Source organism: Duganella sp. Root1480D1, from assembly GCF_001427305.1.
Classification (GTDB): domain Bacteria; phylum Pseudomonadota; class Gammaproteobacteria; order Burkholderiales; family Burkholderiaceae_D; genus Rugamonas.
In genome coordinates, this window is record NZ_LMFZ01000015.1 from 40668 (window position 1) to 56513 (window position 15846).

A 15846-nucleotide genomic window follows, 5' to 3' on the forward strand; every position below is an offset into this window, starting at 1 on the left:
TTATTGCGCACGCGACGGACTGAAGCTTGCGCTTGTTAGTGCTTTACCAGTACACTAACTATACGCATACTTTATAGACGCGTCAACTAACTATACGCACACCATGCCACGAAAAAGCAACATGCCAGTTGGGCAGATGCCTGAACTTAACGATCCCGTCGTCGCGACGGGGAATTTGCCTGGTCCAGTTGAAGGCGCAGATACAAGCACCGTGAAGTGGAGTCAGGAGCGGCGGCTTCAGTTCATAGACTTCCGCCTTCAGTGGGAAGGAAAAATCAATAGGAAGGACGTAACTGAGTTTTTCAAGATCTCTGTTCCTCAAGCCTCCGCTGATATTTCGCTATATACGGAGCTCGCTCCAAAGAACCTTGAGTACGATAAGAGCTCGCGCACGTATGTAGCTCTCCCTAGCTTCGCACCTTATTTTGATACCAGCGGGCCGCGCCAATATCTTTCCCAGCTATTGGCTTTGGAAAGAAGCATTATTTCCGACGACCAGGCCTTCCTTTCTTTTAGGCCGACTGTCGCATCAATACCGCTACCATCACGAACAATCGATTCGGGCACTCTCGCACTTACACTTCGTGCAATCGCTTGCCAAGGCAAATTAGAAATTAGTTACCAATCCATCGCACGGGAGGAAGAGCAAGTGCGATTTATTAGTCCGCATGCCTTCGGTTACGACGGCGTTCGCTGGCACGTTCGCGCTTTCTGCCACCTTCGAGGGGGATTTAGAGATTTCGTCTTAGGACGTATCCTATCTGCCGGTCATGTATCTGCGTCAGAGGTCAATCCGGAGATGGATCACGAATGGAATACGTTCGTTGATCTCGTCTTAGCGCCAGATTCGTCGTTAAGCCCGAATCAACGCCATGGTGTAGAAATTGACTACGGAATGATAAACGGGACCGTTTCAGTTTCCTGTCGCCGGGCGATGCTGTTTTATACGCTTAGGACATTAAACTTCGAAGCGGATGGGACACCCAAAAAGGGAGAGCGTCAAATCATGATTGCGAACCTTCAGGAAATTAAACATCTACTACCTAAGCCTGGGCAAGCATAAAAGCATTGTTCGCGCCAGCAATTCACGCGCCGATCAAGGGAAGTACCCCCATGACGTAGTGCAATCAAACGTACCTGCAGTCCAGATGACAGCCAACGAGCTGAAGGTATAAGATTGATAGACGCCCGCAGGTGGACTCGTGTTCTAGCATTGACCAAAGTTGCGTAGAAGCTAGGTTCATCGATTGGTATGGACATGCAAGCGCTTCACCAGAGTCAATGGAGGTCCTATGCAAACCCAGAAACCTAAGATGCCCAAGGCTGAGCGCGAGCTTATCCTGACTGGCGCCATCTCGCGGGCACTGAACGCGATGATGCTGCTTCAAGGAACTAGAGTGACCTTTGGACGGAAGATCGGATTCCTTGATTTCGAGAAAGAAATCTTCAAGCTGTTGGAAGCGCTTTATGTCATGGGCCGCGATATCCCAACGCCTGTGTTCCCGCAGCCGGAGCCGACCAAGTTGAAGTTACCTGAGTCGGTGCTCAAGGGGCGCCGCACGACGACTTCCTAAGCATCGTAGCCGCGCTCAGTTGGCCTTAGCCATGGTCTCGCGATCTGAGCTGTATGACCGGGTGTGGCAAGAGCCGATGCTCAAGATCGCGAAAGAGTTTGGGGTGTCATCCAGCTATTTGGCGCGTGTATGCACTCGCCTCAACGTGCCACGCCCAGAACGCGGCTATTGGGCGCGCATTGCGGCCGGCCAGCGAGCCCCTAAAGCAGATTTGCCAGAAGCTCTACCTGGCGACGAAATCTCCTGGAATCCAGGGGGTGGGGGCGAGGCAATTCAAGGACCAACTGATGCCCGGCTAGAAACGACGGTTGCCGCGAGGCGGACAGCCGCTAAGGCTTCGCTCAAAGGGCCGCATGATCTCATCGCCACGGCGAAACCTCACTTCTTGGCAGGAAACTTATCCAGGGAAGGCAACTACTTGAAGCCGGCCAAGCGCAACTTGGTCGACCTGGTCGTGACCACGGAATCACTTGATCCTGCGTTGTCGCTAGCAAACGAGCTCTTCAATGCCTTCGAGCGCAAAGGGCATCGCATCATCTTGGCGGCGCTGAACGAGTCCGTCTGCAGACCCGAAGTTGACACACGAGACGCCCCAACGAAGCAGCCCAGCTACAACAACCTGTGGGGACCGGCGCGCAAAACCGTCCTGTATGTCAACGGCACCCCGATTGGCTTGACGATCTTCGAGATCACTGAAGCCACTGCAATGCGATACAAGGGCGATGGCGTGTACGTCAAAGAGGCAGACTTCGTTATGCCGAAGGGCGCCCACTGGGAGCAATTCCATTGGCGGTCAGTTAAAGACATTCCTTCTGGCCGGCTTTGCCTGCGGGCCTATTCGTCCTACTACACTGCTCAATGGTCGCGCCAATGGAAGGAACGTCATCCCGGTGATTTCCTAAAGAAGGTCACTGCACTCGTCAAAGAGGTGATTGCCTGTGAAGCTGAAGCCGCCGAAGCCATCGCGACTGGCAAACAGCGCGCCGAGGCCGAAGACATGAGATGGAAAGCGCAGCAGGAGCAATGGCGAAGAGAAGAGCTGCAACGCAAGAGAGAAGAAGCGGAAAAGGCCAGCCGCAATGAACTTGAGACACTCCTGGTCCGGTGTGAAAGATGGGATCGTTTGGACCGGCTCATCGAAGCGGTTACTATGCAGGCAGCTGACGCCAGCGACGAAAGCAAAGCCCGGCTCGATATGCTCATAGACGCGGCTAAGAGGATCGAAGGGCGGCGGCCGACGCTCGAAGATTTCCTTGCTTGGAAGACTCCGCACGAACGAGGGTAGAAGTTGTGCCTTCTTGCACTCCCTACGCCTCAACCCGATCGAATCGGTTTCGTCCTTAACTCGTACGTTTTAGACGATGCCGTCTCACCGACTCGAGAGCATCGCTCACCTCACCATCAAGAACCAAGCCCAGTGCGCTGGACTAGCCGAAACTTTCTGACCATGCACACGAACAATGGCGAGCCACAACTGATGCGCAACATGGCGCTGGCTATTTGCGAAGACTGTCTCTCTTAGATGCCGATGCCTCCGTTCCCGCCCTTGCTTCACTATCGCTAGGTGAAATCCGTTGTAGCTCATCAAGCACGGCATTGATCGCACCGACTAGAGGCGCAAAGAACAAGCGAGGCCCTTGCTTGGCGGCAGCTATGAACTCGGAGTAGAACGTCGGCTTCATGCTCAGTTTTCCTAAACTTCCCAAATCTGATTGCCCCGTCGGATGCGGCTTCCACTATATCCAGTTTAGCACTCGCTGCACGTGCCAACCGTCATCCGGGCAACGCCCACCAGCCAACACAAGGTCACTCAGCAGCCGTTGGCGCGTCGTGTCATCGCGCTAAACGTGCATTCAGGCACTTTTCCACCGTCAAACTTTGGCGTTTACGCCACATGAAGGTGGCCTAAAAAATATTTTGCACGACGTGGCGAGCAATTGCCTTTTATGCAACTTTAAGTTTTATTGCGTTTTCTTGCCATCAAAAAGCAATCTCTTATTTTTTAAAAATAATTCCCTGAATTTTCATGTCATTTTTTCATGCTTAAAGTATATTTTTAGCCCGTTGCGCGCAACAAAAATACCATTAAATCAATGACTTAAGTCATCTTCCATTTTTATTGCTTTAGTGTTTTAATGCCGAAAAACGACCATAACCCAATGGTCGGCGGACGGTATAACTGCTGAGAATTTGCAGTTATACCCAAGAGATATGCGCGATTGCATAGGCCCTCGTTCGTCCAAAATTTTTAACACCTACTGCTCAGCACGCAGTCGTCACAGAAGGAAAGCAAGAAAGTGTTTACCCAAGCAACCACTCACAAGCGCAAACCACGGGGTTTCCCCAGCTCCGTCGAACAAGGAAGCCGGATCCTTGGACAGACTGGCGGACGCCCCGCACAGATGTATCTGTGCGAGAAAGCCCGCGGAATTTGCCCAGCAGAGAGTCCACTTGAAAAGACAATCGGTCAGCTCGCAGGACTCGACCCTTATGTTCTTTCCAATGCCCCTCAACCGTTCACCATTGACGTGGTCTCCGGAGAACTCCTGCACACGCCAGAGGAACGAAAACTTCATCGCATGACCCGCGATCGGTCTGACGCACGCCAGCGCGAATACACACCAGACTTCTGTTTCAACTTAATCGACGGACGACGAATCGTCGTGGAAGTAAAAGATCCGCGTTTTCCATGCAAGGAGGAATATTGGCGCAAAGTTGAAAAGGCCAAAGAACTATTTCGCGCCCGTGGTTATCACTTTCAGGTCATCTCCATGGTATACGCGCCAAGCGCACCGTTAGTGCACAACGCCGATCTCTTGGCGGCCTTCCAACGGAACTTCAAGAAGACCATTACGCAAAGCCAATTGAGCGCAATCGAGACCGGGCTGGGCGATGCAGTGTCGAGCCTTGGCCACGTTGCTCAGTTGGCGGGTCTGTCACTCCGAGAAGCTCCTGCACTTGTGCTGCATGGAGTGGTGGCCGCCGACATTTCCATCGCCCCGCTCGGTGCGAGCACGCCAGTCTGGTTGGCTCATGGGGACCTGGAGCACCTCGCGGTCCTGGAATTCATTGGAGACACGAAATGATCCATCGCCCCCGGAACAACACAAGCGCTTCGCATGCCCCCGCCACGAACCTTGCTATGGAAACCAAGCGTAACGGCCAATCAATAAACATGCGTTTGTCCGATGCTGCGATCCGCGTGCTGCTCAATCCCCGACCAATTCTATTCATCCATACCGCGAACAACGAACCGTCGCACATCACAAACTTTAGCAAAGAAGAGGCCGCCAAATGACACGACGACTGAACAAGAATGATGTGATCTCGCTCAACGGGGTCGAACTAGAAATCGTAAGTCTAGACCCTGGCCGCGACTCAGTCATTCTCTTTGACTTCGAAACTCAAACGATGCGATCCATGAGTTTGAAGCAGTTGCGCCGCAAGCTTTCGGATGGAGAAGCGACGTCCAATGCAGCCGCAGCTACACGAGGTCGGATAAAGAATTTAGAAGTAGATAGGCCTTCCTACGCCCAGTTTCTCTACTTTGATGCCATCAGAAAGGGAATCAACGACCTCGTCAATAAAGGAAACTCCATTCGCAAGGCGATCAATAAACTCAGCGAGTCACTTGTTACGTTAGCGACTGGTGAAACTCGGTCGATGTGCTCTGAACGGCAGGCCTATCGCATCGCAGGGATGGGGAACGACGAGCTGCTCGCCATGTTGCCAAACTACGCGGCTCGGGGAAATCGCACGGAGCGCTATCACCCGCGCATGAAGGAAATCGTTCTCCAGGCTATCCATGATCTCTATGCCGTGGTGCATTCCCGATTCTCCATTCCAAAGTTAACCGAGACTGTAAATGACATAGCTTGGGCAGAGGGAATTTTGGGCAGGGACAAGGCGGTTAGCAGAAAGTATGTCCGAAACTTCTTGGTGAACAACTGGAGCCCAGATCATGGGGACTACAAGCGGCTTCATCCTAGCATCGCTAAATCCAAGAAAGCCATCGCAAAAGTACGGATCAAGCCAGGTGCCCCACTCAACCGAGTTGAGATCGACACCGTAAAGCTTCCATTTGTCTACCTGCGTGGCCATAAGAAGTTTGAGCACTTATGGCTCATGCACGCTATCGATTGTGAGACCTCAATGGTACTGGGCTGGTGGCTAATGTCAGCATCACCGACGACAGACGACACCTATTCCTGTCTCGGTCGAGCAATTTTTTCCAAGGCGGACTTGCTTACCAAGATGGGCATCAACTTCACGGTTGATCCATATGGATTACCAATGAACATCGTGTTTGACAACGGTACGGAGAACGCGAAGCCACGCCTTGCAGGATTAACCATCCTCGGCTCCAACCTCCAATGGGCAGAAGTCCATGGTCCCCATCGCAAACCATTTGTCGAACGCTTGAACCGTTCGCTGAAAGAAGCACTGGAGACAATGCCCGGCTGCACTCGCTTCCAAGGCAAGGATGGCGAAAGGACAAAGAATGCCTTCAACGACGGCAGCCTCATGACCTTCGAAGAAATTGGTCATTGGATCGCACGTTGGTACTACGAATGCTGGGCTCACACTCCGCTCGAACGGTTCATAACAGCCGAACACGAGGTCGACAAGTGCCTAGGAGTCACGCCTGCGGAGCGTTGGGCAAAATTCGAAAGCGAAAACGTACTTCCGCTCTGCCCAACGCAGGAAGATTGGCGTCGTGCGCGCTTCATGAAGTCGACCGGTTCACTATCGGCAAGGACCGGAATCACGTTCGAGCGGTTCACGTTCCGGGGCGAGAATCTCCCTCACTTGATCCACCAGTATGGTCCTGATCACAAGGTAGATTTCTTTTACAACCCGCACGATTTCCGGACCATTTACGTTCCTGATAAAGAGACTCGGGAGTGGGTTGAATTGGTCAATTCCGAGGTGGATAGCAACACCCCGGCATATTCCTTTGACGTCGCAAAACAGCGCAAGAAAGAGAAGCGTGCCGCGCACAATCCGTCGCCATTCAGAGCACAGTTCAAGAGTGACGTTATTGCGCGATCGACTGGGAAGCCGTCCAAGAAACAGACCAAAGACGCTGATCGGAAAGCAACGTTTGACGACGAGCGTGAAAAGCAAGCGCAGGCACGGGCCGAAGAGAATCCACTCAAACGTAATTCCGCACTTGACCCATCGTTCGACACCTTTGTTGCTGCTGATGCAGTTGAACCACTCGTTAAACACAAAAAATCTGGAAGGGCCACCAAATGAAGCATGCAACTAGAGCCGGCGAGTTAATCCGCGAGAACGTCCAAACAACGATCTTCGATCACTTGATCTTTACTGACGTCCTGACGCAGGTTGACCGCTGTGTCCAGGATACGCTACGGGGCTTCAATCCGTGCTTCGAGATGCTCATTGGCCCGTCGCGCTGCGGAAAGAGTGAGGTCCTTGAAACGATAACGCGCAAATATCCTCCAGTTTCAGAAGGCGGCCGACGGAGCATCCCAGTGCTGCTAGTAGACGTGCCTTCCGGTGGGGGCGCTAAGGCCCTCGACAAAGCCGTTATCCGCGCAACTGGCGTTCCTGTCCCGGAAAGCATGAAAAACGAAGACAGCCTGAAGCAATTCATGCTTAAGCAGCTGAAGTTGGCAAACGTACGTGTAATTATCTTTGACGAAGCCAACCACCTAGTCGAGCGGGGCGCCAGGATTGTTTCTGCAGCCGCCTCAGATTGGTTCAAGGTGCTCTATAAGAATGCTGTGAACGTAGGCATTGTGCTGGCTGGTGTGCCACGATTGGCGCGTCTGATTGACGACAATCCGCAACTGCGTAACCGCGTCGGAAAACCCATCTTCTTCTCACCTTACCGATACGATGATGCAAAACATCGAAAGGCCTTTGCAAACTGCGTTGCCGCATACATTTCAGAATTCGAGGAGCACGGCTGCACTTTCACGATGCCGTTCGATAACATGGTTCGCCACTGCTACGCGGCCAGCGCCGGACATATCGGTCTACTCGCAGCCTTCTTCGCATCGCTTGCCACAATTGCGCCCGCACCTTGTGAAATTACTCGCGACCTTTGTCGCGAAGCTAGCTTGACACGAAATCTACCAGGCAACGGTTATGCAAAGCCGTTCCAGCAGGACAAAATTGACGACCATCATCTGATGGAGGTTTTCAGTTCAGAGCTTGCCCTGTACGACGTGATCTTAGATCAACTTCACCCTCACCCCGACCGTACGGGTGCTCATCCCCATCAAGAGGAGGCATGAGCGTGACCGGATTACTTTACGTTCCAGACCAAGTGGCAGGTGAAAGCCTGCGTGGGTATTTGCGCCGCCTTGCCATAGGTAACGGCTACCCAGGTTCACGCGAGCTAGTTCAAGCTGCAGGTTTCAAATTCACCAATGCAGCACTGGTGAACGACATTGACGCAATCTTAAATTCCTTGGGTGTCCCTGCAAGCAAAGTTCACTCCGCATCCCCAAAACAGTCGCAACAATTGGCGGAAAACTTCTACGAGCGCACGATGTATGAGCCTGTATGTGTCCAGTGCCTCCAGGAGGCAGAGCGTTTGAAGAAAGTATGGTCGCATTGCCTGGTCGTAGCGTGTCCAGAGCACCAATGCATGCTCATTGATCGCTGCCCACAGTGCCACGAAATGCTGAAGACGACTAGGGCGGGCATTGCGACCTGCGACTGCGGCTTTGATTTACGTAATGCCAGTCCAACAGAAGCTACACCGATTCAGAGCTGGTCAAGCGCCCGCATGGTTGGTGACATGCGGTCAATAAGGTTCGTAGACGAAATTGGCAATGAGGACGACTATCGCCACCTCGCTGATCTGATATTCCATATGTCGATTCGCTCTGACCCAAAAATCAAGATCAAACCTGGCTCCGCTATCCGGCCGAAGACTATCGACGATGCCGCTACGTTGATTCAGCCTATTCTCGAAATACTCGAGGACCTGCATCCTCGACTTACCACGCACATCAAGGCGCGCTTCGCCGCCGGCAATCAAGATGCGTTCAATCTGCATGGAAGGCTTGGCTCCTGGTACAGGTCACTCGAGCAAATCTGCAAGAAGTCTGGGGCTTTTCCTGTCATCTGGGAGATCTTCTCAGACGCCGTTTTTGATAATTTCGATGGTTTCATGCGCGGCCAAGCTGGCCTATCGCCTTCGCCGGAACGACGCCGGCAATATCTCGGGGTCGCTGAGGCAGCAAAGTTGATCGGCGTAAGTAAGCCTGCGCTTCAAGAAGCCATCGAGCGCAAACAAATCCACGTTCGGACGGGCTGCGAAGGCATCAACTACGCGGTGCACATGATTTCTCGCGAACAATGCGAAACAGCACGTCAGTTACGCGCCAGTTGGATGACTCCCGCAGATGCATGCGCTTTCCTGGGCGTTCCGAAGTCGGTTCTGCGACACCTCGTCAATGCGGATATCGTCACGCCTGACCAAGAATGGGCTCAGACCGTGTTCAAGGCCGGTCCATTCGATAAGGAGCAATTGATCGGCTTACGCGAATACTTGGGGGGCGCCATCCAGGCAAGAGCCACGCGGCGAACGTTCCGGCTTGACCAGATCGATGCGCGTAGGACGGTCGACTTGAAAGCCTTGGTTCGCATCTATCGGGCGATTTTCTCTGGCGATCTCAAACCGACCGGACGAAGTGAAAATGAGGGACTGGCAGGGTTCCTTTTCCCAGCTGACGAAGTGATGCAGTACCTGGGAGCAGCGGCATTGGACGAAGGCCTCACATTAAGCCAGCTGGCGCAGGCTACTGGCTGGAAGTATCACAGCATCGCCGGCTGGACCCATCAGAACTTGCTCGAGTCAGAAACTGTCATCTTGCAGGGGCGACGTTCACGTGTCGTGACTGTGGAAGGCCTGGCGAACTTCCGTCGCAAATGGATTCCGGTCTCCGAAATTGCAGCTGCAATGGGAAGCAAGGGTTCGGCCGTGACCAGACACCTGGAAAGTAAGGGAATTGTCATCGTCGGCCAAACGCACGAAGCAGATGGTGCGGCACGCGGCGGCCTGATTCGTATTTCCGACCTAGGGCGACTGGCTGGCCTGGTCGGTAGCATCTCGCGCAAATCCAATGAAACCTCGAGAGGCGAACATGTCGACTAAAGGCCCAGAAAAGCTGCGGACAACGCAGGATCTCATTTTTCATAGCGATGACTGGCTTACGGCCGAAGAACTTGACCGTCAGTTGCAGGACATGCGGTCTGGCCATTCTGCATATGAATTGGAACGGCAACGGCGCATCTTTAGCGTTGAGCGAGACGGCGCACATTATTTCGCACGTTACCAGTTCAATGCACATCTTGAACCATTACCTGTCGTCAGAGAGATTCTAGTGCGCCTGGTGCTGGTGGAAAGCTGGGCGATCGCAGCCTGGTTCCATTTCCCCAATGGCTGGATCCCACTTGACGATGCCGGCAAGTCTCCTGTGGCGCCGAAAGACGTATTGAATCGACGCGAAGAACTACTTCAGGCCGCCGAAAAGTACAGGAGCACCTATGTGGCCTGAGGAACTTTTGCGCACGTCCTGTGGAATGAGGGGACGGGCATGAGCACTCGACTCTTTCGGAGGCTTTATGGCGATTCCGACTCATAGCGAACGACTGGATCTAGCTATTCAGTTTTCGGACTCGGTGGAGCGTATGCGACGGTGCCTAAGTACCGCAGGCATCCAGGTCGACGATGACGAAATCGTATTGGCCTGGGCGCATTATTCCGACACCTGGTGCGCTCAATGGTTGGCATTGCCAGATGCAGATCACGAGCTCCTGGCGATCCTAAGAAAGCATTTGCCAGAACCGCGAAAAGTCTGGCAAGTGGTGATCGAGGATGCTGGCGATGGGACAGGAGATGCGATTATCGTTTTTCCAATCGACTTACTGGCTCGGATCGGATGGAACGTAGATGACGATCTTGAAATCATCACAGCCTCAGCGGGCACGATGATTTTGCGACGCAAAGAGTGATCGGTTGAAGCACTTCATGCCATCAAAAGGCTGGGAACATCATTGAAAAGTTTAAAGAATCAATCACACATGCCCATTTTCCATGGAACCATTTTTGACCTCTAAGCCAGCGCTTACATCATGCTGAGTGACCTAACCCCTACGCAATTGGAACTGGCAAATTACATGTCGTGTCTATCCGAGGCCGCCTATTGCGCTTCCTGGATGGACGGACTGGAATTCGCACTGTGGCGGTTGGTCCTCAATGGGCCCTTTAAGTACGGTCAGTTCCCACTCAGCTCAGAACACCGAGAAGACCTCATCGAACTAAGCAAAGCGTGCGGCGGCTGGATATATTTTCATGACCAGGCTGAGGAGACCTTTATCTCCATGGATGAATGGCTGCGACTCTTTCAGAACGAGGACCGGTCCTTGCTATGAATATTTTCATCGACACTGAGTTCACAGATCTTCTTGAACCTAGACTAGTGAGCCTGGGCCTCGTTGCAGAAACAGGGGAAGAGTTCTATGCCGAGCTGCCGTATCACAAGAAGGACTGCAGCCAATTTGTTCAGGAGGTTGTACTTCCATTGCTCGGTCATGACCCATATGCTCAAATGTCTGAAAGCGAGCTATTCAGGAGGTTGGATGATTGGCTGCGGCTAGTTAAACCGCGAAGCGAGGGCTTGGTAATTTGTTATGATTCGGCAATTGATTGGACTTTGTTGAACGAAGCACTTCAGGGGCAACTCCCTGCATGGTGTGAACCGCGCCTTGTCGATGACCGTATTAGCGAACTACTCCGGTACGACTACCATAAGCAAACAGGATTGCCTGAACACCATGCACTGAACGACGCAAAAGCAAATTGCTATGCGTTTAGGGAACGTGCATAAATTTTCCGATTCGAACGGACCGCCTTACTTCATTGGATTTTGCATGCCAGAGTTTTCTTGGGAACCGCTAGATTTTCTTGATGCCCTTGGGGTCATTCCCATCGAGGAGGAGGATGGAATCTCCTACAGTTATCAAGTCGATCGCAGCCCGTTGACCGTGTCACTGATGATTTGGCCGCTTGCCGGCGACGTTGAGCTTGCGGTTCGATGCGCAGGAGTGAGCACCCCCATTGTCCTTCTCAATCTTCTAAACAGCCCTGGGGCAAGGGTCGTGAGTGCTAAGGACGGAAAATTCATTGAGTTCGCAGCTGCCAATATGTTCTCCGGACGATACGACAACACCCGGCCGGCCCCTTACGGATTTCGTCTGTGGGTCGAGCCAGAGCTCCAGGTCACGACGTTCAGCTACGACGTGTAATTACAAGGAATTTTATTGCGCCGTATAAGCCCCCTGCGTATGCCACCTATTCCACAATTTGTCGCCGAGATCAAGTTCCATTTCGAGGAGCATGGAGAAGACCGTCGGAGAAATTTCGTATTCGACGAAACGCTGCACCGACGCGTCCCAATGCGGATGGACGGAGTAGATGGACTCAATACTGTCGGAATGTGGGTCGATTCCGCTGCAGTGTTTGAAAAGGATGAAGTAGCGGTCGTACGATGCGTCGTAATCGCTCCGGAGCTCTTCGTCGATGTGGTGATACCTGGCGTGAGGTTTAAACTATGGGATGGTGGATTTTTCGCCTCGGGGAAGGTCATCGAACGTATCGACGCCGGCTGGCAGGAAGCCCAGGGCCAATGAGCAACCAGACCCCATCATCAAGCAATCCAGAAACGACAACAACGATGCTGCACATAATTTTCACGGAGTCGAGCCTTCTTCTGTCGAAAAAGGACTACCAGGACTGGCGAGTCATACAGGAAGAATTTGAAGACTATAAGGCTTCGTTGGGGCCTTGGCCGGAGGCGGAAGTATCCGCCTACTTGGACGACGAGTATCCGAGCATCGTTCCGAATGCCCAGATACAGGTATCTAAGTTCCTGAAGTCAGACGCGCTCGAAGTTGAAGTCCAGTTTTCGAAGTAGGCAATGAAGACAAAGAAATTCGAACAGTATGATGTGGTCCGCGTGCTAGAAGTACGAGCGGCAATAGGTGCGCTTGATGATGCATTCAATTTGCGCGCCCCGGCCATTGGCGATGTCGCCACGATTATCGAAGTCTATACTTCGCCTCCCGGCTATGAGTTCGAATGCAGCGACGGTAACGGCATCACTCAGTGGTTAATGGCGTTTAGCCCGGAGGACGTCGATCTCGAACTGGTGAAGCAATGAAGCGCAAGCTACTGATTTTTGACCTGGACGAAACACTCATACATGCGAGGACTGAGTCGCTCCCACACCCAGCCGATTTTGTTTGGCATGGGTATCACGTCTACAAACGTCCTTTCCTGAAAGAGCTTTTGTCCCAGGTTTGCCAGGTCTACGACATCGCAGTATGGTCGTCGTCATCGCGTGAATACGTTGATGTCGTGGTGGAGAACGTGTTCGGCACTCAGGTCGAGGTGAAATTTGCTTGGGCCATCGACCGATGCGTCCAACGAGTTCATCCCCAGTCGAACGGCTACGTCTATATCAAAGACCTGCGAAAAGTTCAAAGCCAAGGGTACGAGGTCGAGCAGATCATTATTGTTGACGACTCCCCTGAGAAGATTGCGCGACAGCCAAGGAATCATCTTGGAATTGCACCTTTCATGGGGAAGCAAGATGACGTAGAACTTCTGGCATTGGCCGATGATCTGCTTCGTCGCGTAGGACAAGTAGCAGTCGCTGATGATTCTGAAGATTTTGGGGAATAGCCATGGGGCCGCATCGCGTCAACATCATCAATTTGCTAAACCTGATTGCTTCGAAAGTCGAACAACTCGAATACATACGAATGGCCCCGGTCAATGTCGCCCATGAATTGGTGAATCAATGGTTTGACGACTTTTACCACCCGAATGATGAGCACTTCGCTAGAGAATTTTCGATAGAGGAACTTAATTTAATGAAGCATTTCAATGACTTCTACGAGACGAAGTTGCCGCTCCTTCCCGACTCGGCAGATAAGCTAATGTCGACGCCTGCTTGGAATGAAGTTATGGCGCAAGCTGGTGAGGTACTCGACGCTTGCAGTTGGCGTGGCCTGGACGCATGCTATGAGGTTGAGTAGGGCTCAGTATAGCCACAGGCGAACCGCTCACAACATTGAGAAGAACATTCGATGCATCCTGTAATGAATAACACAAAATGGGACGAACTCCGCTTGGCGATGTTTGAACTAGGTGAGAACTCACCGAAGTGGAGGACGCTCGACGCCGAGAACGGTCATCTTTCTGAATGGGATGGCGAATGGTTCCATCACTTCCACGCTGGCGGTTATAAGTTCATAAAATGGGTCGAAATCGCGATTGAAAATCCCTTGCAAGAGCAAGCCGTTCTCGCCCAACTTGTGAAGGTTCACGTGCCGGGGACACGCGTTGAAGGCGGATTTCGGATCTATGGGTACATGGATGCTGGGGTCGAGATGCACTACCTGGGATGACCAATGCGAATTAATTTCCAATTGACTCCGCTCAAGGACGTGATTCCTTGGGGAGAACCGCACAATCTTAGCCTATCGTGGTTTGGTCTAACCGATGGTCAATATTGGATCGACCTCGGCAAGACATCGCTGTTTGAATATAGTGAACATGCCCGCACGGTAGGTGCAGGCCAATATTGCGATTACCAGATCGTTCGCCTTCATGAGGACATCCTCGACATGCTCCCATCAATCATGGAGCCAGTTCCGCCCGCATTGGTCCAGTACCTTTCAGGGGATTCTGGACATGCATGGGAAGCTAAGCGTTCTCGCTGGGCGAACGACCAGGCCAGTTGGCTTGATGAGGATGAATACTGGCGACTAACTGATCTTGCTGGCTCACTGTCGCATAACCGATTTCTCGACTCTGCATACTTGTCGCCATCAGCCAATATCTTGATGTGGTCTGACGAGAAAAACGTGCGCATTGAGTGGGATAACAGCCAAAAAGTCATTGATGGCAAGCTCGCTTGGACAGCAGTTCAGGGCCATCTCCAGATTCCACGCGATGAATTCATCAAGGAGATTGAGTCTTTCCATTTCAGGCTCATCGAACAGATGGCAGTTCGCATTAGCCAGGTGGTCTCAGGAGCACTTCCTCCAGAAATACGCATCGATCTTCAGCAACTGCAGGCTGAACATGAGGAACGTCAGAACGCATTTAAACTTGCCCTTAGCAATATCGTCAGCACACCGTGGGATGAAGTTGAGCGAGCAATTCTGGCAATTTCCGCTGCCAGGAACATCGAAACTGAATAGGAGTATCAATGTCGTTGAATGAAAATGATGTCTTGCCAGAGTTGGTGAGTCTGGCTAATCAACTGCCATTCGAATATGCGGACGGCGACGGCATCGATTTTGAGCCCCATGATACGTTCATGTCGATCGAAGATACGGCTCACTGGTTCCAGGCTTGGACCGGCAATCCAAATGCGGATGCTTCGAAGTTCCGTGTGTTTGGTCAAGATGGCACAGGTGGGTATGTCGCCTTCTGGACAGTGCGCCCCGGCTCTGACTTGTTAGCGCAGCCGGTTGTATTCTTGGGTTCTGAAGGTGAAACCGCAGTTGTGGCTCGCAATTTCTACGACTATCTTTGGCTTCTGGCAGCGGGGATAGGTCCCTACGAAGCTGCATCATATTCAGATGCGCCTCGCGTTTCGCAGCCCGAGTTGGAATCGTTCGCTCTTAGGAACGCACCTCCTGCCCGCACTGCTACGCAGGTGCTGCAAGACGCGCAAGCAGAGTTTCCGCTGTTTGTTCAGGGCATCGAAGCTCAATGCCGATAGCGGCACAAGCTGACCTCCACGTTGACAAGAAGTCTCCAATGAACCTAGATGCCCCCATCCTCCGCAGCGTTGAGGCCGCACTCCTGGACTGTGATGGTTCGTGCAGAGATATCAACTTCGCAGAGAACATATCTACATCCGGAGCCATTGGTGTTCTGGAGCTTCTGGAGTCATCTTGGACATTGGCGCAAGCGATAAAAGGTGATGGTGATGAAGTCCCAAGCGCCGCAATGCAAAGCATTCTTCGGCAGCCAATGGGATCACTGAGCACTGTCTGGAGTGGTGGTCGAAACCCTGAGCATATCCAAGCCTATTTTCACTGGGTTGAGACCGATCGAGTATTTTGTGAGCTTACCTTCTTCCCCCAAGACTTCGATAGCCAAACCCCCCCCGTGTCAGACTACTTGTCGGGTAATTCAATCGCTTTGATTGGAACCTGGCCAAGGGCCTGGCGCGTCGCGAAATGCAGTTGTCGCCTCGGAATCGACATC

General features: G+C 52.4%; 20 protein-coding genes. All 20 read left to right on the forward strand.

The window, feature by feature from the left end:
* Positions 1–103: 103 nt before the first annotated feature.
* The 20 genes from ASD58_RS30590 to ASD58_RS16830 all read left to right on the forward strand — a co-directional run bounded on the left by ASD58_RS30590 (position 104) and on the right by ASD58_RS16830 (position 15355).
* A complete protein-coding gene (locus ASD58_RS30590) occupies positions 104–1063 on the forward strand; it encodes a YafY family protein (RefSeq protein WP_082565466.1) in 960 nt (319 codons plus the stop codon).
* Between the two features lie 229 nt (positions 1064–1292).
* Positions 1293–1574, forward strand: coding sequence for a hypothetical protein (locus tag ASD58_RS16725; RefSeq protein WP_057262308.1), 282 nt, complete (start codon positions 1293–1295; stop codon positions 1572–1574).
* A 76-nt stretch (positions 1575–1650) separates the two neighbouring features.
* The gene (locus tag ASD58_RS16730) at positions 1651–2859 is read left to right on the forward strand and encodes a hypothetical protein (protein WP_057262309.1); all 1209 of its coding nucleotides are present in this window, start codon (positions 1651–1653) and stop codon (positions 2857–2859) included.
* A 1012-nt stretch (positions 2860–3871) separates the two neighbouring features.
* On the forward strand, positions 3872–4660 hold the full coding sequence (locus ASD58_RS31285) for a hypothetical protein (RefSeq protein ID WP_156401321.1): 789 nt from the start codon (positions 3872–3874) through the stop codon (positions 4658–4660).
* Positions 4657–4872, forward strand: a complete 216-nt coding sequence (locus tag ASD58_RS16750; protein ID WP_057262313.1) for a hypothetical protein — start codon at positions 4657–4659, stop codon at positions 4870–4872. The genes ASD58_RS31285 and ASD58_RS16750 overlap by 4 nt, the downstream gene beginning before the upstream one ends.
* Positions 4869–6833 carry a Mu transposase C-terminal domain-containing protein gene (locus tag ASD58_RS16755; RefSeq protein ID WP_057262314.1) on the forward strand — a complete coding sequence of 655 codons (1965 nt, stop codon included), beginning with the start codon at positions 4869–4871 and terminating at the stop codon, positions 6831–6833. Before ASD58_RS16750 ends, ASD58_RS16755 begins: the two co-directional genes overlap by 4 nt.
* Positions 6830–7840, forward strand: a complete 1011-nt coding sequence (locus ASD58_RS16760) for a TniB family NTP-binding protein (RefSeq protein ID WP_057262315.1) — start codon at positions 6830–6832, stop codon at positions 7838–7840. Before ASD58_RS16755 ends, ASD58_RS16760 begins: the two co-directional genes overlap by 4 nt.
* Positions 7837–9711, forward strand: coding sequence for a TniQ family protein (locus ASD58_RS16765; RefSeq protein ID WP_082565467.1), 1875 nt, complete (start codon positions 7837–7839; stop codon positions 9709–9711). Before ASD58_RS16760 ends, ASD58_RS16765 begins: the two co-directional genes overlap by 4 nt.
* Complete coding sequence (locus ASD58_RS16770) at positions 9701–10114, forward strand: hypothetical protein (protein WP_057262317.1); 414 nt, start codon at positions 9701–9703, stop codon at positions 10112–10114. Before ASD58_RS16765 ends, ASD58_RS16770 begins: the two co-directional genes overlap by 11 nt.
* A gap of 67 nt (positions 10115–10181) precedes the next feature.
* Entirely contained in the window at positions 10182–10571 is a 390-nt protein-coding gene (locus ASD58_RS31850) for a hypothetical protein (protein WP_057262318.1), read from the forward strand.
* Positions 10572–10987: 416 nt separating this feature from the next.
* Positions 10988–11446, forward strand: coding sequence for a 3'-5' exoribonuclease (locus ASD58_RS16785; RefSeq protein ID WP_057262320.1), 459 nt, complete (start codon positions 10988–10990; stop codon positions 11444–11446).
* A 43-nt stretch (positions 11447–11489) separates the two neighbouring features.
* Positions 11490–11864, forward strand: a complete 375-nt coding sequence (locus tag ASD58_RS16790) for a hypothetical protein (protein ID WP_229210008.1) — start codon at positions 11490–11492, stop codon at positions 11862–11864.
* Between the two features lie 39 nt (positions 11865–11903).
* Complete coding sequence (locus ASD58_RS16795) at positions 11904–12248, forward strand: hypothetical protein (RefSeq protein WP_057262321.1); 345 nt, start codon at positions 11904–11906, stop codon at positions 12246–12248.
* Positions 12245–12532: a hypothetical protein gene (locus ASD58_RS16800; protein WP_200951619.1), complete on the forward strand. Its 288-nt coding sequence runs from the start codon at positions 12245–12247 to the stop codon at positions 12530–12532. The genes ASD58_RS16795 and ASD58_RS16800 overlap by 4 nt, the downstream gene beginning before the upstream one ends.
* 3 nt (positions 12533–12535) lie before the next feature.
* Complete coding sequence (locus ASD58_RS16805) at positions 12536–12778, forward strand: hypothetical protein (protein WP_057262323.1); 243 nt, start codon at positions 12536–12538, stop codon at positions 12776–12778.
* Positions 12775–13302 (forward strand): HAD family hydrolase, encoded by a 528-nt coding sequence (locus ASD58_RS16810; RefSeq protein ID WP_057262324.1) that lies wholly within the window; start codon positions 12775–12777, stop codon positions 13300–13302. The genes ASD58_RS16805 and ASD58_RS16810 overlap by 4 nt, the downstream gene beginning before the upstream one ends.
* 2 nt (positions 13303–13304) lie before the next feature.
* Positions 13305–13658: a hypothetical protein gene (locus ASD58_RS16815; RefSeq protein WP_057262325.1), complete on the forward strand. Its 354-nt coding sequence runs from the start codon at positions 13305–13307 to the stop codon at positions 13656–13658.
* A gap of 51 nt (positions 13659–13709) precedes the next feature.
* The gene (locus tag ASD58_RS16820; RefSeq protein WP_057262326.1) at positions 13710–14030 is read left to right on the forward strand and encodes a DUF6678 family protein; all 321 of its coding nucleotides are present in this window, start codon (positions 13710–13712) and stop codon (positions 14028–14030) included.
* A gap of 3 nt (positions 14031–14033) precedes the next feature.
* Positions 14034–14828 (forward strand): DUF5984 family protein, encoded by a 795-nt coding sequence (locus ASD58_RS16825; protein ID WP_057262327.1) that lies wholly within the window; start codon positions 14034–14036, stop codon positions 14826–14828.
* Between the two features lie 8 nt (positions 14829–14836).
* Complete coding sequence (locus ASD58_RS16830) at positions 14837–15355, forward strand: hypothetical protein (protein ID WP_057262328.1); 519 nt, start codon at positions 14837–14839, stop codon at positions 15353–15355.
* Positions 15356–15846: the final 491 nt, after the last annotated feature.